We start from the raw sequence: 19695 nt of genomic DNA, 5'->3' as shown, positions 1-19695 counted from the left end.
AACCAATCTTCCCACTAAAAATCACGCCACCCGGCGAGGTCTACTTATGTCCGCTCACAAGAAGAAGTATCCCTTCGATTTCAAAACCCAGTACGGCCTTGGCTTCAACCAGCAGGACGATGAGATCGTCGTGGACTTCTTCTGCGGCGGTGGCGGCGCCGGTACCGGGCTTGAAATGGGTCTTGGGCGCACTGTAACCGTCGCCAAGAACCACAGCCCTGCCGCTATCAGCATGCACACGGTCAACCACCCTCATGCAAAGCATTTCACTACTGATGTGTTTGAGGGTGATCCCGATACTGAGTGCAGCGGCCGGGCCGTGGGCTGGTTCCACATGTCTCCGGACTGCACTCACCACAGCCAGGCAGCCGGTGGTCAACCGCGCAAGCGTGAGATTCGAAACCTGTCGTGGATCGGTCTCAAGTGGGCCGGTAAGAAGCGGCCCCGGGTGATCAGCCTGGAGAACGTGAAGCAAATCCTGCATTGGGGACCGCTGGTGGCAAAGCGCTGCAAAGCGACTGGCCGCGTCGTTAAGTTGGGTGGCGAGATTGCTAAGCCAGGTGAAGTGGTTCCGGTCAGTGAGCAGTTCTTGGTACCAAACCAAAAACGCCGCGGTCAGACCTGGTCGGTTTTTGTCGCTGAGCTTCAGCGCCTGGGCTATGTCGTTGAATGGCGCGTAATCAAGGCCTGCGACTTCGGGGCCCCCACCAGCAGGGAACGCCTGTTTATGATTGCCCGATGCGATGGCCAGTCCATCGTGTGGCCCGAACCAACCCACGCAAAGAACCCAGCCAAAGGTCAGCAGAAGTGGCGCACCGCCGCCGAATGCATTGACTGGACCATCCCGAGCAAAAGCATCTTTGGCCGTAAAAAGGATCTGGCCCCGGCCACCCTACGCCGTGTTGCCAAGGGCATGCACAAGTTCGTGCTCGATGCTGCCAACCCTTTTATCGTGCCGATCGCTAACTGGTCCGGGGAAAGCGTGCAGTCCACGGCCGAACCGCTACGCACCGTGACCTCCTACCCCAAAGGCGGCGCCTTCTCGGTTGTCAGTCCGGTGCTTGTAGGTGCGGGCGGACCGATGTATTCGGGCAAGCCGGTAGCCGTCGATCAACCAGTCGGCACCCTGATGACGCAGAATCATCGTGCGCTCGCCGCTGCGGCGTTGGTGCAGCTCGGTAATGGCGACAAGCCCGGATCAGCTCCGCGCAGCGCCGACCTTGGTCAGCCGCTGGGAACCATCATGGCGTCGGGCGACAAGTACGCAGTGGCCACAGCCCTCATGGCCCAAATGAACGGCGGTTTTAATACGACTGCCGCGAAAAGCATCGAAGACCCGATGACGACCGTCACCAATACCGGCAGCCAGCAACAACTGGTCACCGCTAACCTAGTGCACTTGCGCGGTAACTGCGATGCACGGGACTTGAACGACCCGCTGCACACCATCAGTGCCGGCGGCACACACCACGGGCTGATGACGGCATTCCTTGATCGTCAGTTCGGAGCAAGTATCGGTCAAAGTCTGGACGAGCCAGCACCAACAATCACGGCAGGCGGTGGAGGCAAGAGTTCGCTGGTCGAGCTACAACTCTCACCAGAGGTTGAAGCCGGTGCGCTACGGGTCGCAGCATTCCTGATCAGCTACTACGGAACCAGTGATGCAGGCGACATTGCAGCGCCCACCCCCACCATCACCACCCGCGACCGCCTAGCACTGGTCACGGTGACTATAAAAGGCACGCCGTATGTGATCGTCGATATCTGTCTGCGGATGCTGCAACCCGCCGAGCTATACAAGGCTCAGGGATTCCCGGGCGACTACATCATCAGTCACGGCGCCGACGGCAAGCCATTCACCAAAACCCAGCAGGTTCACATGTGCGGGAATAGTGTCAGCCCTCCACCGATGGCCGCACTTGCCCGGGCCAATGATCCTTGGAGTCGCCACCAGGACCAATCTATTGCGGCCTAATGCTTCCTACTCTTTCCTAGCCCGAAAGCACCACCATTCACTGCAAAAACACTTCGCCCTTTCTTCTTTTTCTTATTAGGGCTGAACAAAAGCCGAACTCTCCTAGCCCTAGCTGCGCCGGACAAGTCACAGACCTTCATCCCCTCTGGACCTTTGCATGAGTCGAGGTGCCTGCGGAGGCGATTAGCAGTGAAAAGCTTTCCGCAGTGCTTGCACTTCTGATCTATCGGCCGCCCCTTCAAATCTACTTCAACAGTCATGGCTTCCCTCCATACAGCCAGCGAGCATATCAACGAGGCTACTACATGCCCAAAGAAAACAAACTAACCCTGAAGCAACAGCGGGCCGAGCAGGTCAATCAGGTGATCCGGATCATCGGCGCCCACGGCCGGCACTTCTTTTTCAACCAGGTTGCTGATCGCTACGCCAGCATGGAAGTGGATCAGCGCGGCAAGGTCTGGTTCATCGACGACTACAGCGCCCGACGGATCTTCACGCACAAAACAACCTGGGGCGGCCGGTGGCGTGGCTTTAGCCATGGCGGCACGCTCCAGTCGCTAGTCGAAGGGTTCCGGGATTACATCCGCACCGGCGAGCCAATGCACCCTGGCTACCTCGGACCTGAGCGGTTCGACGATAGCAACATATGGGGTTACGACATCGAGGGAATGCGCGCTGTACGCCAGCAGGCCGGCGCCCTACCCGTCTTCTTACAGGCCATAAAGGAGGCTATGTGATTGCCCTCCGCCGAACTGTTCAGATACGCGGCGCACCCATGGGTCAGCTTGACCTGCAAACGATCTGCGACAAGTGCAACAGATCACGCGCCCACGGCAACCACACCAAATGCAGCAAGTTGCGCCAAGCCGAAGCGGTTGAGCGCCGCGCACGGGAGAAGCAGCTATGAATACAATCCTGTCGAAGGGTCATTGCATAGCGCTCGTGCCGAAAAACATATCCCCCCACTATTGAAATCGGGGAGCCGGAAGCCAGGCCGGTCCACGCAGTATAGCTAACGCCTCAACCGCATTAACATACAGAATCGAAAGCTCCACCCACACTTTAAAAGCCTCTTGAGAGAGCGGGCTATTTCTTTGGAAAGAGTCGGCCATTGCATTATTGGCTAACTTAATTCGGCTTTCTAGTTCGCGCTCGAGTTTTATGCTCATAGATTTAATTCTCGGGTTATTAAGTGGTTTTTAGATTGCGCCAAATACAATATATTTTCCACTGCATTCCTTTATTTCTGACAACCAGTAATCCTTCGTATTTAAATGGTGAACTGATGTATGACGTATATTAACTCCAGCTAAAGGGGCTATATGCGCAGCTTAGTAATACCCCTAAGAATTCCAAGTCAGCCGCTATAGCGGCAAGGACGAAGTCATGCCCGAAAATAAATCGAAAACCATGTGCATCTACCACGGCAACTGCGCCGATGGATTCGGTGCAGCATGGGTAGTACGCAAAGCCCTTGGCGCCAATGTCGAGTTTGTGCCAGGCGTCTACGGCCAAGAGCCACCGGATGTAGCTGACAAAGACGTTGTTCTCGTCGACTTCAGCTACAAGTACGACGTACTGGCGGAGCTCGCGTGGAGAGCGAAAAGCATAATCGTGCTCGACCATCACAAAAGCGCGGCCGAAGATTTGGGGCGCTTTGAGCCATTCCACGCAGGCATTGAAGAAGATACACGTCGCGATGACGGGACCCCACTACTCGGCTGGAAAACAGCGCACGCCATGGCCAACTCCCAGAACGGCCCATCGATCGCCTGCTGTTTCGATATGAACAGAAGCGGGGCAATGCTCGCGTGGGACCACTACTTCCCAGGCCAAGAGCCCCCTCAGTTACTTCTGCACATAGAGGATCGCGACCTTTGGCTGTTCAAGCTTGAAGGCACGCGGGAGATCCAAGCCAACCTGTTCAGCTACCCCTACGACTTTGAAGTATGGGATCAACTGATGGACGCTGATGTTCTCACCTTGATATCCGATGGGGCCGCAATTGAGCGCAAGCATCACAAGGATGTAGCAGAGTTGGTTGGCGTGACGAAGCGAAGGCTGCTGATCGGAGGTTTCGACGTACCTGTCGCATCTCTACCTTACACACTGACCAGCGATGCCGGCCACTTGATGGCCAAGGGCGAACCATTTGCAGCCTGCTATTGGGATACGCCGACCGGGCGAGTGTTCAGCCTGCGAAGCACTGATGAAGGGATGGATGTTTCTGAAATAGCCAGCCAGTACGGCGGCGGTGGTCACCGCAACGCTTCAGGATTCCGCGTGCCATTCGGACACGAACTAACTCTCTAACCCTTCCACCTTCTGCCGCCCAGCGCGGCGGCATGGAGACACGCCCATGGAAACTGAAATCCTCTCAGAGGAAGAGCTGGCCGACCTTACCGGCTACAAACACCGTGGCTATCAGCGCCAATGGCTCAAGGCTCGCAACTGGGTCTTTATCGAAAGTCGCGGTGGCCGCCCACTCGTTGGTCGGATGTTCGCTCGGATGAAGCTCGGAATAATTTCGCCAACACTGGCAGCCCAACCACCACCAGCCCCTACCTGGACCCCAGACTTTTCTCGAGTAAGTTGAAATGCGCCCTCGCAAAACCGAAAACCAACACCTGCCGCCAAGGATGTATCAGCGCACGCGCCTGCGTAAAAACGGGAAAGTGTGGACGGCTTATTATTACCGCGATGCAACGGGCCATGACATTCCGCTGGGCAAGGATATTAACCAGGCCCGTATGAAGTGGGCCGGACTGGAGTCAAAAGAAAAACCTTTAGACCTGCTTGTAATGAGAGGGATATTTGATCGATACGCCAGAGATATCATTCCAAAGAAGGCCCCAAGAACGCAAAAAGACAATGCTGCCGAACTTCGCCAGCTGAGAGCGGTATTTGATGATGCGCCTATTGATGCAATATCGCCGTCTATGGTCGCCCAATACCGCGATGCCCGATCTGCCAAGACTCGAGCCAATAGAGAGCTCGCGCTGCTCTCGCATGTATTCAACATTGCCAGGGAGTGGGGATTAACGCGACAGGAGAATCCGTGCCTTGGTGTTCGCAAGAACAAAGAGAAGCCCAGGGACTATTACGCCAATGACGAAGTATGGGGAGCCGTTTATGGCTGTGCTCCGCAAGAAGTTCAGGACGCAATGGATTTGGCCTATCTGACAGGACAACGCCCGGCAGATGTTTTGGCAATGCGCCGCGACGACATGGCGGGGGATTTTCTGCTGGTAAGACAAGGCAAGACGGGCAAGCGCCTTCGCATTCACTTGAACACCAGTATCGGGCGCAGCAGTCTCGGGCTGTTGCTTGACCAAATCATGCAGCGCAATGCTGCTCACACCTCGCCTTATTTCATTCTCAGTAAAAGCGGTGTGCGGGTGTCCTGGCAAATGATGCGCAACCGCTGGGACGCCACTCGCTTGCTTGCCGCTGACAAGGCAAGAGCATCGGGATCAGAGGAGGAAGCAAAGCGGATCATGCAATTTCAGTTTCGCGATATCAGGCCAAAGGCTGCGTCGGAAATTGCAGATATTTCGGAGGCGAGCGCGCTTCTTGGGCACTCAAAAGAAGGGATTACGGAACGGGTTTACCGGCGTATCGGAGCCGTCGCCAAGCCCACAAAGTGAAATAGTTATGGAACACCATGCCCAAAGTAATGGAACACTTCACTTTCCTGCGCCCAATAAAAAACCCCGTAGACCTTGATCTACGGGGCTTTCGAATGTGGAGGCCGAAGCCGGAATCGAACCGGCGTGGGCGGATTTGCAATCCGCTGCATAACCATTTTGCTATTCGGCCAATTGTGCTTGAAGCTTCGCGATAAACATCAAAAACAAGAGTTTGTTACTGCGACTTGTCGCTACAACCATTTGATTCTTCAGCACTTCAGGTAGTTGCCCCGGGCTGATGGCGCGCATTATGTACTAGAAGGCTGAAGCTGGCAACCCCCTGAATTCTAATAATTTTTAGTTATTTTTCTGCCACGGGTTTTCAGATCACGACATTGCGTACAAACCGCAATGTCCCCTCGCCTTCGTTACGGTAGGCATGGGGTCGGTTGCTGGCGTACATATAGAACTCTCCCGCGCTAAATCGCAGTACCTGTTCGTCCATGACCAGGGTCAAACAACCTTCGAATACGTAGAGCTGCTCGCTCCAGCCTTCGGCATCTGCCTGGGAGTGGTATTCCTCTCCCGGCTCCAGGGTCCATTCCCACAACTCGACTTCGCGGGTGGCGGTGGCTTTGGACAGCAGGACGGCTTTGCTCCCCGCCTTCGCACCCGTCCAGGCCACTTCGTTGATGCGACTCGGGTCAGGTGAGCCCGGGGCCTGGATCAAATCACTGAAGGCTACGTTCAATGCCTCTGCAACTCGGTCAAGGGTGCTCAGGCTGACGTTCTTTTCGCCAGCCTCTATAGCCACCAGCATTCGCCGACTCACACCGGACAGTTCGGCCAAGGTGCTCTGGCTCAGGTGCGCCAGCAATCTAAGGCGCCGTACGTTCTGACTGACGTGCTGCAAAACCGACGCACGTTGTGAATTTTCTTTGGGCACTATATTGCTCACCTTGTGGGACTGCGCAGTATACTGCCCAGCTTTGACGCATTGTGCGTCTCCATTCCTGTAGCACGCAAGGTTGCGACGCCAATGAAATTTACCCGATTGCTGCCTTTGACCTCTCGCTTCAGTAAAGCGGAGTGCGTGCTGATTCTGATTACAATGGTGTGGGGCATCACCTTTCTGTTGGTGCAGCATGCACTGACAGCGAGCGGGCCTATGTTTTTTGTGGGGCTGCGCTTTGCCGCGGCTGCCGGCATTGTCGCTCTTTTTTCCATTCGCAGCCTGCGCGGCATTACGCTGTTCGAGCTCAAGGCGGGCATGTTTATCGGTGTCTCGATCATGCTCGGCTACGGCTTGCAAACCATTGGCCTGCAGACCATCCCAAGTAGCCAGTCCGCCTTCATTACCGCGCTTTACGTACCCTTTGTACCGCTGTTGCAGTGGCTGGTGCTGGGGCGCAGGCCCGGTTTGATGCCGAGCCTGGGGATCATGCTGGCCTTTACCGGGCTGATGTTGTTGTCCGGCCCAAGCGGCGCGTCCCTGGATTTCAGCCCCGGGGAGATCGCCACGCTGATCAGCGCCATTGCCATCGCTGCCGAGATCATTCTGATCAGTGCTTACGCAGGCAAAGTCGATGTTCGCCGGGTAACTGTCGTTCAGCTCAGCACGGCGTCAATTCTGGCGTTTTTGATGATTGTGCCGACACAAGAAGCCATTCCTGACTTTTCATGGCTATTGTTAGCCAGTGCGGTTGGCTTGGGCGCTGCCAGTGCGGCGATTCAGGTCGCGATGAATTGGGCCCAGAAAAGCGTTTCGCCTACCCGCGCCACTCTTATCTATGCAGGTGAACCGGTCTGGGCTGGCATTGCGGGGCGTCTTGCAGGTGAGCGCTTGCCCGGCATTGCGCTGCTTGGCGCGGCATTGATTGTTGCAGCGGTGATCGTGAGTGAGTTAAAAACAAAGGGTAAGAAGCTCGAAGAGCTTGAGCAAAAGCAAGGCGACCAAGCCTGCGATTAAAACTGCAAGCCTAAGACGCAGTACGATTTTTTACTTAGAAGCGCTTACACGAGGAGAGAACTGTAGGAAACCCAACCGGTTATCGACAGACTTTGTAGGATTCAGCCACAGGTTCACTGTTGGTGATCTGCAACTCGCCACGTATGATCGCTTACAAACTCCTGCAGATTAGAAGCCTATGTCCCTGATAGTTCTACTGCTTCTGCCCTTCGTCGGCAGCTGTCTGGCGGCTGTTTTGCCGCACAACGCACGTAACAGTGAATCACTGCTGGCCGGTCTTATTGCTTTGATCGGCACTGTTCAAGTAGCCATGCTCTATCCACAAATCGCCCATGGTGGCGTCATTCGTGAAGAGTTCATGTGGCTGCCCAGTCTCGGCTTGAATTTTGTCCTGCGCCTGGACGGATTCGCCTGGCTGTTCTCGATTCTGGTGCTTGGCATCGGCACGCTGGTGTCGCTGTACGCCCGTTATTACATGTCCCCCGAAGACCCGGTTCCGCGCTTCTTTGCTTTTTTCCTGGCGTTTATGGGGGCCATGCTCGGCCTGGTACTGTCGGGCAATCTGATTCAGATCGTGTTTTTCTGGGAGCTCACCAGCCTCTTTTCATTCTTGCTGATTGGTTATTGGCACCACCGCTCGGATGCCCGACGCGGCGCTTATATGGCGCTGATGGTCACGGGCGCCGGGGGGTTGTGTCTGCTGGCGGGGGTCATGCTGCTTGGCCATGTCGTCGGCAGCTATGATCTGGATGCCGTGCTCGCGGCGGGCGACAAGATCCGCGCCCACAGCCTGTATCCAATCCTGCTACCCCTCATCCTGATCGGCGCCCTGAGCAAGAGTGCGCAATTCCCGTTTCACTTCTGGCTTCCCCATGCGATGGCGGCGCCAACCCCTGTATCGGCTTATCTGCACTCGGCAACGATGGTCAAGGCCGGGGTCTTTCTCCTGGCTCGTCTCTGGCCTTCCCTGTCGGGCAGCGAAGAATGGTTCTGGATTGTCAGCGGCGCCGGTGCCTGCACCCTGGTGCTGGGCGCTTACTGCGCGATGTTTCAAAATGACCTTAAAGGCCTGCTGGCCTATTCGACCATCAGCCACCTGGGGCTGATTACCCTGCTGCTGGGCCTCAACAGCCCGCTGGCCGCCGTGGCTGCGGTGTTTCACATCCTCAACCATGCAACGTTCAAAGCGTCTCTGTTCATGGCTGCCGGGATCATTGACCACGAGAGCGGCACACGGGACATTCGCAAGCTCAGCGGCCTGTTCAAGCTCATGCCCTACACCGCGACCCTGGCCATGGTGGCCAGTGCCTCGATGGCCGGGGTGCCGCTGCTGAACGGGTTCCTGTCCAAAGAAATGTTCTTTGCCGAAACCGTGTTCATCAATTCCACGGCCTGGGTTGAAATCGCCCTGCCGGTCATTGCGACCATCGCCGGCACGTTCAGCGTGGCCTACGCCCTTCGCTTTACCGTGGATGTGTTCTTCGGCCCGCCTGCGACCAACCTGCCACACACCCCGCACGAGCCTCCACGCTGGATGCGCGCCCCGGTCGAGCTGCTGGTGTTCACCTGCCTGATGGTGGGGATTTTCCCGGCACAAACCGTCGGCCCGCTGCTCGCCGCCGCTGCACAGCCGGTCGTGGGAGGCGAGTTGCCCGAGTACAGCCTGGCCATCTGGCACGGGCTCAATGCTCCGATGATCATGAGCCTGATCGCCATGTCCGGCGGTATCCTGCTGTATGTGCTGTTGCGCAAACAGCTCAAGCTCGATCGTTTCCCGTACCCGCCGCTGATCAAGTACTTCAATGGCAAACGCTTCTTCGAACGCAGCCTGGTGGTGATCATGCGCGGCGCGCGCCGGCTTGAACGACGCATCAGCACCCAGCGCCTGCAAACCCAGCTGTTCCTGTTGATTCTGGTTGCCGTTATCGCCGGGCTGATCCCGATGTTCTACAGCGGCCTGAGCTGGGGCGATCGCCCGAAAATACCGGGCTCGATTGTCTTTATCACCCTGTGGCTGCTGGCGATTGCCTGCGCACTCGGCGCCGCCTGGCAAGCCAAGTACCACCGTCTTGCAGCCCTGACGATGGTCAGCGTGTGCGGCCTGATGACCTGCGTCACCTTTGTATGGTTCTCGGCGCCGGACCTGGCCTTGACCCAACTGGTGGTCGAAGTCGTGACCACCGTGCTGATCCTGCTTGGCCTGCGCTGGCTGCCACGGCGTATCGAAGAGGTCTCGCCACTACCGGGCACTTTGCGCAAGGCGCAGATCCGTCGTTTGCGCGACTTGCTGCTCTCCACGGCAGTGGGTGGCGGCATGGCGTTGCTGTCTTACGCGATGCTGACACGCCAGACCCCCAACGACATTTCTTCGTTCTACCTCAGCCGGGCACTGCCTGAAGGCGGCGGCAGCAATGTGGTGAATGTGATGCTGGTGGATTTCCGGGGCTTCGACACCCTGGGTGAAATCACTGTTCTGGCCGCCGTAGCTTTGACCGTGTTTGCCCTGCTGCGTCGCTTCCGCCCCTCCAAAGAAAGCATGCAGCTACCTGCCCAGCAGCGACTCCTGGCCAAGGACGTGATGACCGATTTGGTCAACCCGCGTAGCGCCAGCGATACCGCCCTGGGCTTTATGATGGTGCCGGCCGTGCTGGTGCGCTTGCTGCTGCCGATTGCCTTTGTGGTGTCCATGTACCTGTTCATGCGCGGTCATAACCAGCCGGGCGGCGGCTTCGTCGCAGGCCTGGTGATGTCGGTGGCGTTTATCCTGCAATACATGGTTGCCGGCACACAGTGGGTCGAGGCACAGATGAGCCTGCGGCCGTTGCGCTGGATGGGCACCGGGCTGTTGTTTGCAACATTGACCGGGCTGGGCGCAATCCCCTTGGGCTACCCGTTCCTGACCACTCACACCTTCCATTTCAGCGTGCCGCTGTTGGGCGATATCCATGTGGCCAGCGCCCTGTTCTTCGATATCGGCGTGTATGCGGTGGTCGTCGGCGCAACCCTGCTGATCCTCACGGCACTGGCTCACCAGTCCGTACGGGCCCATCGCCCGAGCAATCAGCTTGCCCCGCTGCCTGCCCTTCAATCCGCGCTTGCCACCAAAGAAGGAGCCGCCTGATGGAAGAAGTCATCGCCATTGCTATCGGAGTATTGGCAGCATCGGGCACCTGGCTGGTTCTGCGTCCGCGAACCTTCCAGGTGGTCATGGGCCTGTGCCTGCTGTCCTACGGTGTCAACCTGTTCATCTTCAGCATGGGCAGCCTGTTTATCGGCAAGGAGCCGGTGATCAAGAACGGCGTCCCCCAGGACTTGCTCAACTACACAGACCCATTGCCCCAGGCTCTGGTGCTGACCGCTATCGTCATCAGTTTCGCCATGACCGCGCTGTTTCTGGTGGTCTTGCTGGCCTCTCGGGGCCTGACCGGTACCGACCACGTAGATGGCCGGGAGCCTAAAGAATGAATTTGATGCCGCACCTGATCGTCGCCCCCATTTTGCTGCCACTGCTCACCGCAGCCTGCATGCTGATGCTGGGCGAGAAACACCGACCGCTCAAGGCACGGATCAATCTGATCTCGACCCTGCTCGGCCTGGGCATCTCCGTGATGTTGTTGCTTTGGACCCGCCAGCAAGCCATTCCGGCTTCGATTGGCGTTTACCTGCCCAGCAACTGGGAAGTGCCCTTCGGGATAGCCCTGGTGGTTGATCACTTGAGCGCCTTGATGCTGGTGCTGACCGGCATCATCGCCATCAGCGCCCTGCTGTTCGCCATGGCCCGCTGGGACCGCGCAGGAGCCAGTTTCCACGCGCTGTTCCAGATCCAGCTGATGGGCCTGTACGGGGCCTTCCTGACCGCCGACCTGTTCAACCTGTTCGTGTTTTTCGAAGTGCTGCTGGCCGCTTCGTACGGCTTGATGCTCCACGGTTCGGGCAAAACCCGGGTGTCTGCGGGGCTGCATTACATCTCGATCAACCTGCTGGCTTCTTCCCTGTTCCTGATCGGCGCGGCCTTGATCTATGGCGTCACCGGCACGTTGAACATGGCCGATCTGGCGCTGAAGATTCCCCTGGTGCCTGAAGCGGATCGCGGATTGCTGCATGCGGGCGCTGCCATTCTGGCTGTGGCCTTTTTGGCCAAGGCGGGCATGTGGCCGCTGAATTTCTGGCTGGTGCCTGCTTATTCCTCGGCCAGTGCGCCGGTGGCAGCCCTGTTCGCAATCATGACCAAAGTCGGGATCTACACCGTATTGCGCTTGTGGACCCTGCTGTTTTCCGGGCAGGCCGGAGCATCGGCGTACTTTGCAGGCGACTGGCTGATCTACGGCGGCATGGCGACCATTGTCTGCGCAGCTATTGCCATCCTCGCCGCCCAGCGACTGGAGCGCATGGCCAGCCTGAGCATCCTGGTTTCTGCCGGTATCCTGTTGTCGGCCGTGGGTTTCGCCCAGCCCAACCTGACCGCCGCCGCGCTGTTCTATCTGATCAGCTCCACCCTGGCCCTGAGTGCGCTGTTCCTGCTGGCCGAGCTGATCGAGCGTTCGCGCTCCTCGGCCGATCTGGTGCTCGAAGACGATGCCGAACCACAACCGAGTCTGACCGCCACCCCGCCGCCGCGCGGCAGTAACCTGGACGATGAGCAAAAAGTCGTTGTCGGCCAGATCATTCCCTGGACCATGGCCTTCTTGGGGCTGAGTTTCATTGCCTGCGCCCTGCTGATTATCGGCATGCCGCCGCTGTCCGGGTTTATCGGCAAACTCGGATTGCTCAACGCCCTGCTCAACCCCCTGGGCCTGGGCAACTCATCGGACGCGCCCATTTCGACGGCGGCCTGGAGCCTGCTGGCGTTGTTGATTCTCTCGGGGCTGGCGTCATTGATTGCCTTTTCGCGCATGGGTATCCAGCGCTTCTGGACGCCCCTTGAGCGTGAGTCACCGATACTGCGCCGCATCGAATGCCTGCCCATCGTGTTGCTGCTCGGGCTTTGCGTTGTGCTGACGTTCAAGGCCGAGCCGGTCATGCGTTATACCCAGGCCGCCGCCGACATCCTGAACAACCCGGAGCGTTACGTGATGGCCGTGATCGGCACCCGTCCGGTGCCAAGCCCGCAAGCCAAGGCGGCAGCACAGGAGGTACAACCATGAAGCGTCTGTTCCCTGCTCCCTGGCTGTCCCTGGCGCTGTTGGCGCTGTGGCTGCTGCTCAACCTGTCCCTGAGCGCTGGCAACCTGCTGCTGGGGGCCGCGCTGGCCATTCTGGCACCACTGATGTTCGCGCCGTTGCGACCGTTGCCTGTGCGCATTCGTCACCCACGGGTGATCATCAAGCTGTTCTTTCTGGTGGGCCGCGATGTGGTGCTGTCCAACATTGCCGTGGCCTGGGGCGTACTGCGGGCTGGCAAACAACCGCCACGCTCGCGGTTTGTGAAAATCCCTCTGGATCTGCGTGATGCCAACGGCCTGGCAGCCTTGTCGATGATCACCACCGTAGTGCCCGGCACCATCTGGTCGGAACTGGCGCTGGATCGCAGCGTGCTGTTGCTGCACGTGTTCGACCTGGAGGACGAAGCGCAGTTTATCGAGCACTTCAAGACGGCCTACGAACGCCCATTGATGGAGATCTTTGAATGAGTGCCCTGCTCTCCAATGCCATCCTGCTCAGCCTGTTTATCTTCAGCCTGGCAATGGTCCTGACCGTGATCCGCCTGTTCAAGGGCCCGTCGGCCCAGGACCGGGTTCTGGCACTGGACTACCTGTACATCCTGGCCATGTTGATGATGCTGGTGCTGGGTATCCGTTATGCCAGTGACACTTACTTTGAAGGCGCGCTGCTGATTGCCCTGTTTGGCTTTGTCGGCTCTTTTGCGCTGGCCAAATTCCTGCTGCGTGGCGAGGTGATCGAATGAATAGCGTCAGCGAGTTGTCGCTCTGGATCGAAATACCGGTGGCCCTGCTGCTGGTACTCAGCAGTCTGTTTGCCTTGTGCGGGGCCATCGGGCTGCTGCGCCTCAAGGAGTTTTTCCAGCGCATGCACCCACCGGCTCTGGCTTCGACCATTGGCGCATGGGGTGTTGCACTGGCATCGATCCTGTACTTCTCCGCACTTAAATCGACCCCGGTCTTGCATGCCTGGCTGATGCCGATCCTGCTGTCCATCACGGTTCCGGTGACCACCCTGCTTCTGGCCCGGACCTCGTTGTTCCGCAAACGCATGGCGGGTGAAGACGTACCGGCTGAAGTCAGCAGCGGCGGGCGCAGCGAAAACGGCAGCTGAACAGCCAGACCTGTAGTCGCTGACGAGGCACGAGGCTGCGATAAGGGCCGAAGGACCTTCAAACGCCGGGGCCGCTGCGCAGCCCATCGCAGCCTCGTGCCTCGTCAGCGACTACAAATCAGTATCACATCCAGCCCAACCAGCTCCAGTACGTTGCGGCAAACAGCAGCATCAGCAAGTACCCCACCGCCGTCACGATCAACCCGACCTTGGCGAACTGCTTGGCCGTGAAGGTCTGGGTGCCCAGGCACACCATGTTCTGCGGCGCGTTGATCGGCAGGATAAACCCGTAGCTGACCACAAAACCCAGCAACATGGTCATGCCCAGGCGGTTGAATTCACCCGGCAAGGTTTGCAGCACGGCGATCAAGATCGGCAATAGCGCCGAGGTCAACGCCGTAGCACTGGCAAACCCCAGGTGAATGAGGATCAGGAATGCCCCCAGGATTGCAAAAATCCCCACCGGACCGACCTGATCCAGACCGGTGTTCGCCACCACCTGAGTGCCCAGCCATTGCCCGGCCTGGGTGGTCAGCAGTGCGGTCCCCAGGCTGATCCCGACCCCGAACACGATCACCGTGCCCCACGGTATACGTGACTGCACATCTTTCCAGGTCATCACGCCAAATCGCGGCAACAGCAAAAACACCAGGCCGGCGTAGGTGGTCGAAGTGGTATCAAAACTGTGCAGTTTGCCCTCGGTGGCCCAGGCCAGCAGCAATGCGATCGAGACCCCCATCAGGCGCTTTTGCGGCCCGGTCATTGGGCCCAGCTCTGCCAGTGATTGTTCGACCGCCTCCTTGCCGCCGGGAATGCTGTCGCTTTCCGGTGGCAGCAGTTTAAGCACCACAAACAGCAACACTGCCGACATGATGATGGCCCACGGCGCACCGGCGATCAGCCAGTCGAGCCAGTTCACCCGGGCGCCCAGCATTTTGTCCATAAACCCCACGGTCAGCAGGTTTTGCGCGGCGGCCGTTTGAATCCCCACGTTCCAGATACTGGTGCCCTGGGCCACGACAATCATGATCCCGGCCGCAATGTTGGAGCGCTTGTCCACGCCAAACGCCAGGATCACCCCCATCATGATCGGTACCACGCATGCACTGCGGGCCGTGGCGCTGGGCACCACCAGGCTGAGCAGAATGGTGACCGCAATCGCGCCCAACAGAATGCGCCGAGTGCTGGTGCCGATGCGCGACAGCGTCACCAGGGCAATGCGCCGGTCCAGGCCGGTATGGGTCATGGCTGCGGCGATAAACAACGCACCCGCTACCAACGCCAGGGCGGCATTGGAAAAACCGGTCAGGGCCATGGTGATACCGGCCGATGTGCCGTAGAGCTTTGAGGGGTCTGCCAGGGTGGGCGCCATGCCGATCAAAAACGCCATCAAGGACGTGATCATGATGGCACTGGCTTCGTACGACACCGCTTCGGTGATCCACACCACCACGGCAAACGCCAGAATAGCAAGCATGCGATGGCCGGCCACCGGCAAGTCGGCGGGCAATGGCAGCAGCAAAATGCCGATCATCACCAGGACCGCAATCACCAGGCCTATGGGCAGTTTGGCTTTTGCCGTAGCAGGCGTGGGGGTGGTTGCAGGTGCATTCATGGCCAGTTCCTTGTGCTGGAAAACCCGTGGAGCATAGGCCAAGGAAGCCCGGAGGATGTTGATACTCGTCAGGTGAACGGCAAACCCTGTGGGAGCGGGCTGGCTCGCGATACAGGCGCCTTGGTCTTTCAGTCAATGCGCGTCGTTGCCATCGCGGGCAAGCCCGCTCCCACAGGGTTGTGCCTACCGTTACTGGATCTTGTAGTGAAAGGTATTGCGCACCCCCGGTACGGTCACGGCCTGGCCATCAATCAACCGCGGTTGATAACGGAATGTCGCCGCCGCCACCAGTGACGGTCGTATAAACGCGGGATGGCAGTTGCCCACCACTTTAGGGTTGTCGACCTTGCCTTGCGGGGTCACCGAATACTCGACCGTGCAATCACCCTCAATGCCCTTGTCCAGTGCCCGCTGCGGGTAATCCGGGGCTTGCTTGCTGATGGGCAGGTATTGGCGCACATCAGATGCCGCTGCCGATGCCGCTGCCGCCTGTTGCGCTCGCCTGGCGTTATCTGCTGCCACACGGGCCTGCTGCTCCGACGCTTCGGCCAGCGCTCGCTGGCGCTGAACCTCAACCTGCGCGGCTTTTTGTTGCTCCACTTGCGCCTGTTTCTGCTCCTCCACACGTTTGCGCGCAAGCGCCGCCTGTTCCAGTTTGCGCGCCTGTAACTGCGGGTCCACTTTAGGCTTTACCACCTCGGGTTTTGCCTCAACCACCGGCGCAGGGGCTACCACCGGCAGCGGCTCGGGCACAGGTGGCGCCGCGGGCATTTCGGCGGGCAGCATCACCAGCCGGGTTTTCAGGGTCGACGGGGCGGGTTCCGGCAATGATTGCTCCATGCTCCAGCCCAGCACCAAAAAAGCCACCACGGCGCTGTGCAGGGCAACGCTCACTACCACGGCCTGGCTGTTGTGCCACAGCCGGGTCCAGGGCAACGGCGGTGCGGGCGCCAGCGCGCCATGCATCAACGCGGCACTCATTGCGGCGCCTCGGTCACCAGCCCCAGGTTGCTCACGCCACCTTGCTGCAGGGCCGCCATCGCCTTGACCACGCTGCCGTAACCCGCTTCGTTGTCGGCACGGATATACACCTGGGTGTCGCTGTTTTGCGCCACCACCTGAGCGATCTTGGCTTGCAGCTCTTCAAGACTGACGGCACTGTCGGTCTGGTTTTTGGTGTCCAGTTCACTGCCCAGATTCCAGTAGTAACCGCCCTCGGCCTTGACTGACAGCGTGAGGATTTTTTGCTGGCTGTCATTGACCAGGGCTTCGCTGGCGACTTTGGGCAGTTCGATTTTTACCCCCTGGGTCAACATGGGCGCGGTCACCATAAAAATCACCAGCAGCACCAGCATCACATCGATGTAAGGCACCACGTTCATTTCGGCCTTGGGCCCGTGTTTGCGCTGTGGTCGAGCAAGCATGTTCAAACTCCCTTTCAAGCGACGGCGGACATGTTCCGCGAACCGGCATGCAAGCTGCGGTACAAGCGCATCTGCACTTCGTTGCCCAGGCTGTAATAACGGGTCAACAGGGTCTGACCACGGGCCGAGAAGCGGTTATAGGCAATCACCGCCGGAATGGCTGCAAACAGGCCGATGGCCGTGGCGATCAGGGCTTCGGCAATGCCGGGGGCCACGGTGGACAACGTCGCCTGTTGCACCTGCGACAGGCCGATAAAGGAATTCATGATCCCCCACACGGTGCCAAACAGCCCGATGTAGGGGCTCACCGAGCCAACGGTCGCCAAAAACTGCAGGCCTTTTTCCAGGCGGATTTCCTGCTCGCTGATGGCCACATACAACGCACGCTCAACCCCTTGCATCACCCCTTCGGCATCCACGGCGGGCTGCTGCCTGAGCTGGGCGTACTCCGTGTACGCGGCGACAAACACCTGCTCGGCGCCCGCGTCTTCATGGCTGACATCGCGGCTTTCGCGGTACAGCGCATTCAGCTCACCCTGAGCCCTTAGCCGTTGCGCAAAGCTGTCCATGTCGCGCTCGCTGCGACGCAAAATGGCGCTGCGCCGCACAATCAGAAACCAGCTCAACAGCGAGGCCACCAACAGGGTCAGCATTACGCCTTTGACCAGCAGACTCGCGTCGCTGATCAGGCCCCAGATCGTCATGTGTTCCATGGTTGCGTGCATGTTGTTACTCCATTGATCCGCGATTGAAGGATTGAAAAGCATTCAGATGACCGGGTTATGGCAAGTGCAACGCATTGGCCACATCGCTCCAGGGGATGTACTTGAAGTTCTGGGCTTGCTCGGGCATGCGTTTGCGGCCGTCCTGCACCACCAGCATGCCTTTGCTCCAGGGGCCACCGAGGTTGGCGGACGTCACATCCAGGCCATCGGTTTCCGACGCGCCATCGATGCCCGCTACAGCATTCACCCCAACCCGAAAAGCGCCACGCAGGGCGTAAGGCGGCTCGGCATCCACCACCACATAGCTGTCGTTGCCCTGGCTGGAGATCACCAGGTAGTTGTCTTTTTCGGTCTGATACAGCCCCATCCCTTCGATGTCGTCATGCACCTGCTCACCCACCCTGATCACGCTGGTGAGCGTTGCCGGCTGGTCGGGACGGGCATCCACCGCCCACACCGCCACGTCTTCTTCACCGAGAAACAGGCGCTGGCCGCGGTCGTCTGCCACACAACCTTCGGGCTGGGTTTGCACCTTGAACTGACGCACCAGTTCGCCCTCGACCGCATTGCCCCTGGCGACCAGGCGGTGCTGCACAAAGGTGCCGTCCTTGTCGTTGGCAAAGCTGTAGATTTCCCCCGAGGGCGCCTTGAACAGGCACAGGCCGTAGATGTCCGAAACCGGCGTAGCGATCTCGCCCGCCTCCTGCAAGGTGCCAGTGGCGCGGTCGATGCTGAACACGCTCAGGCTGTTGTGATCGCGATTGGTCGCCACAGCCAGATCCACTGTGCGCCCGCCCAGCTCGAAGCCCGGGCGCACATCGACGTTATTCAGCCGCCCGACCGGCAGATGCTGCACACGCTTGCCCTGCAGGTCGTACACCTCAAGGCCCTGCTGCTTATTGGTGCCCAGCACACGGCTGAGGGCCGGTGTTTGCGGGTGAACCCAAATCGCCGGGTCATCCGCCGCATCGCCCTGACTCATCACCACCTCGGTTTGCACCGCAGGTTTTACGCTGACCAGCACAGGGGGCAGGCTGGCCGGTATGGCTTTCCAGGCCAGTGTGCCTTCGTACAATTTGCTGCTGGCGCCGTCCTGCACCAGCAGTTGCAGACCCTGGGGCGTCTGGCGCAGGGCCAGGTGTTCTGGCTCGATCATCCCGTTCAGCGCGAGGCTGGCTACAGGCGACCAGCGTTTGCCCTGCTGCTGATACAGATTCAACTGCGCCGCTTGCGGGTCAAGCCCGAGCATCCCGCCCGGTACCAGCGCCATGGCCCCTGCACTTTTCTTCACATTGCCGAAGGGCTCGACCATCGCCACGGGCACGCGCTCAACATCGGCTTCTGCGTGCGCCGGGTAAGCCCACCAGCCGACCTTTTCTTCGTTGACGAACAGGTTCTGCGCGCCATCGTCCACTTGACAAAACTTCGCCTGTGGCGGCAACGGCAGGCTGCGCACCAGCCGTGGTGCGGGCAAACGCTGGCTGTCGGCAGCTACCAGCCACTGCTCGCCCTTGCCTTCTTCGCCCACGGTGAACAGGTAGATATTGCGGGCGTCATCCTGGTACAGGCACACCCCTTCAACCCCATAGTCACGGGCGGGCAAGTACGTCGGGGGTTGCCATTGATGGCTCTTGGGGTCGAGGCTGAACAGTGCCACTTGCTGCCTGTCCTTGTCGTGACTGGCTACCAGGACCTGATCCCCCAGTGCACGGCTGTCCAGCCCGGCAAAAGCCCCCGGCACCCGGCTCAGGGTTTTGCCCTGTTTGTCGAGCAGCAACACACCCTCGCGCTTGCTGACGGCCAGGCGTTCGTCCCCCGTGCCATTCGGCAAGTAACTCAGGGCCTGGGCCTTGCTGGTGGACCATTGCTGCAATGCCGGGGCGGCCACTTCGGTAGCCGCCTGCACGCTGCCTGCGCCCAGGCACACCAGCAATGGCAGTAGTCGGGGTTTGCGTTTGAATACATGGGTCATGGGTCATGCAATCCATAAGAAAATGGGGTTAAAGCCAGGTCTGTAGTCGCTGCCGAAGGCTGCGAAAAAGCATCGCGCAGCTTTTGGAGAACGGGTTGCTCCGCAACCCTTCGC

General features: G+C 59.1%; 18 protein-coding genes and 1 tRNA gene. 12 read left to right on the top strand and 7 right to left on the bottom strand.

Annotation, left to right across the window (positions count from 1 at the left end; translation table 11 throughout):
• Positions 1–46: 46 nt before the first annotated feature.
• From VSQ83_RS09380 to VSQ83_RS09360, 5 genes are all read left to right on the top strand, one after another.
• A complete protein-coding gene (locus tag VSQ83_RS09380) occupies positions 47–1975 on the top strand; it encodes a DNA cytosine methyltransferase (protein ID WP_326426200.1) in 1929 nt (642 codons plus the stop codon).
• Positions 1976–2280: 305 nt separating this feature from the next.
• Positions 2281–2712: a hypothetical protein gene (locus VSQ83_RS09375; RefSeq protein ID WP_326426198.1), complete on the top strand. Its 432-nt coding sequence runs from the start codon at positions 2281–2283 to the stop codon at positions 2710–2712.
• Between the two features lie 649 nt (positions 2713–3361).
• Positions 3362–4288, top strand: a complete 927-nt coding sequence (locus VSQ83_RS09370) for a phosphohydrolase (RefSeq protein WP_326426195.1) — start codon at positions 3362–3364, stop codon at positions 4286–4288.
• Between the two features lie 46 nt (positions 4289–4334).
• Positions 4335–4571 (top strand): DUF4224 domain-containing protein, encoded by a 237-nt coding sequence (locus VSQ83_RS09365; protein WP_326426193.1) that lies wholly within the window; start codon positions 4335–4337, stop codon positions 4569–4571.
• Position 4572: 1 nt separating this feature from the next.
• Positions 4573–5622, top strand: coding sequence for a tyrosine-type recombinase/integrase (locus tag VSQ83_RS09360; RefSeq protein WP_326426189.1), 1050 nt, complete (start codon positions 4573–4575; stop codon positions 5620–5622).
• A gap of 98 nt (positions 5623–5720) precedes the next feature.
• Here VSQ83_RS09360 and VSQ83_RS09355 read toward each other — a convergent pair.
• Together VSQ83_RS09355 and VSQ83_RS09350 are read right to left on the bottom strand one after the other, a co-directional pair.
• Positions 5721–5794: transfer RNA gene (locus tag VSQ83_RS09355), tRNA-Cys, on the bottom strand.
• 192 nt (positions 5795–5986) lie between these two features.
• Complete coding sequence (locus VSQ83_RS09350; protein ID WP_133079383.1) at positions 5987–6550, bottom strand: helix-turn-helix domain-containing protein; 564 nt, start codon at positions 6548–6550, stop codon at positions 5987–5989.
• 93 nt (positions 6551–6643) lie between these two features.
• Here VSQ83_RS09350 and VSQ83_RS09345 point away from each other — a divergent pair, with 93 nt between their 5' ends.
• The 7 genes from VSQ83_RS09345 (at position 6644) to VSQ83_RS09315 (ending at position 13845) form a co-directional block, all read left to right on the top strand.
• The gene (locus VSQ83_RS09345; RefSeq protein ID WP_257622808.1) at positions 6644–7573 is read left to right on the top strand and encodes a DMT family transporter; all 930 of its coding nucleotides are present in this window, start codon (positions 6644–6646) and stop codon (positions 7571–7573) included.
• 178 nt (positions 7574–7751) lie between these two features.
• Positions 7752–10694: a monovalent cation/H+ antiporter subunit A gene (locus VSQ83_RS09340; RefSeq protein WP_095024535.1), complete on the top strand. Its 2943-nt coding sequence runs from the start codon at positions 7752–7754 to the stop codon at positions 10692–10694.
• Positions 10694–11038 carry a Na+/H+ antiporter subunit C gene (locus tag VSQ83_RS09335; protein ID WP_019829081.1) on the top strand — a complete coding sequence of 115 codons (345 nt, stop codon included), beginning with the start codon at positions 10694–10696 and terminating at the stop codon, positions 11036–11038. The genes VSQ83_RS09340 and VSQ83_RS09335 overlap by 1 nt, the downstream gene beginning before the upstream one ends.
• Complete coding sequence (locus VSQ83_RS09330) at positions 11035–12717, top strand: monovalent cation/H+ antiporter subunit D (protein WP_326426186.1); 1683 nt, start codon at positions 11035–11037, stop codon at positions 12715–12717. Before VSQ83_RS09335 ends, VSQ83_RS09330 begins: the two co-directional genes overlap by 4 nt.
• The gene (locus VSQ83_RS09325; RefSeq protein ID WP_095024533.1) at positions 12714–13202 is read left to right on the top strand and encodes a Na+/H+ antiporter subunit E; all 489 of its coding nucleotides are present in this window, start codon (positions 12714–12716) and stop codon (positions 13200–13202) included. Before VSQ83_RS09330 ends, VSQ83_RS09325 begins: the two co-directional genes overlap by 4 nt.
• Positions 13199–13477 (top strand): K+/H+ antiporter subunit F, encoded by a 279-nt coding sequence (locus VSQ83_RS09320; RefSeq protein ID WP_016780538.1) that lies wholly within the window; start codon positions 13199–13201, stop codon positions 13475–13477. The genes VSQ83_RS09325 and VSQ83_RS09320 overlap by 4 nt, the downstream gene beginning before the upstream one ends.
• Entirely contained in the window at positions 13474–13845 is a 372-nt protein-coding gene (locus tag VSQ83_RS09315; protein WP_095024532.1) for a Na+/H+ antiporter subunit G, read from the top strand. Before VSQ83_RS09320 ends, VSQ83_RS09315 begins: the two co-directional genes overlap by 4 nt.
• Positions 13846–13969: 124 nt before the next feature.
• Here the strand turns inward: VSQ83_RS09315 and VSQ83_RS09310 are convergent, their stop codons facing one another.
• The 5 genes from VSQ83_RS09310 to VSQ83_RS09290 all read right to left on the bottom strand — a co-directional run bounded on the left by VSQ83_RS09310 (position 13970) and on the right by VSQ83_RS09290 (position 19581).
• A complete protein-coding gene (locus tag VSQ83_RS09310; RefSeq protein WP_133079386.1) occupies positions 13970–15460 on the bottom strand; it encodes a DASS family sodium-coupled anion symporter in 1491 nt (496 codons plus the stop codon).
• A gap of 189 nt (positions 15461–15649) precedes the next feature.
• Positions 15650–16441: an energy transducer TonB gene (locus tag VSQ83_RS09305; RefSeq protein WP_326426183.1), complete on the bottom strand. Its 792-nt coding sequence runs from the start codon at positions 16439–16441 to the stop codon at positions 15650–15652.
• Positions 16438–16884: a protein TolR gene (tolR, locus tag VSQ83_RS09300; protein ID WP_326426181.1), complete on the bottom strand. Its 447-nt coding sequence runs from the start codon at positions 16882–16884 to the stop codon at positions 16438–16440. The genes VSQ83_RS09305 and tolR overlap by 4 nt, the downstream gene beginning before the upstream one ends.
• A 14-nt stretch (positions 16885–16898) precedes the next feature.
• Complete coding sequence (gene tolQ, locus VSQ83_RS09295) at positions 16899–17609, bottom strand: protein TolQ (RefSeq protein ID WP_133079388.1); 711 nt, start codon at positions 17607–17609, stop codon at positions 16899–16901.
• A gap of 55 nt (positions 17610–17664) precedes the next feature.
• On the bottom strand, positions 17665–19581 hold the full coding sequence (locus VSQ83_RS09290) for a phytase (protein ID WP_326426179.1): 1917 nt from the start codon (positions 19579–19581) through the stop codon (positions 17665–17667).
• Positions 19582–19695: the final 114 nt, after the last annotated feature.

Source organism: Pseudomonas sp. DSV-1 (assembly GCF_035830915.1).
Taxonomy (GTDB): Bacteria; Pseudomonadota; Gammaproteobacteria; order Pseudomonadales; family Pseudomonadaceae; genus Aquipseudomonas.
Note: the sequence above shows the minus strand (reverse complement) of the source record. Positions and strands in the feature narration are given on the sequence as shown.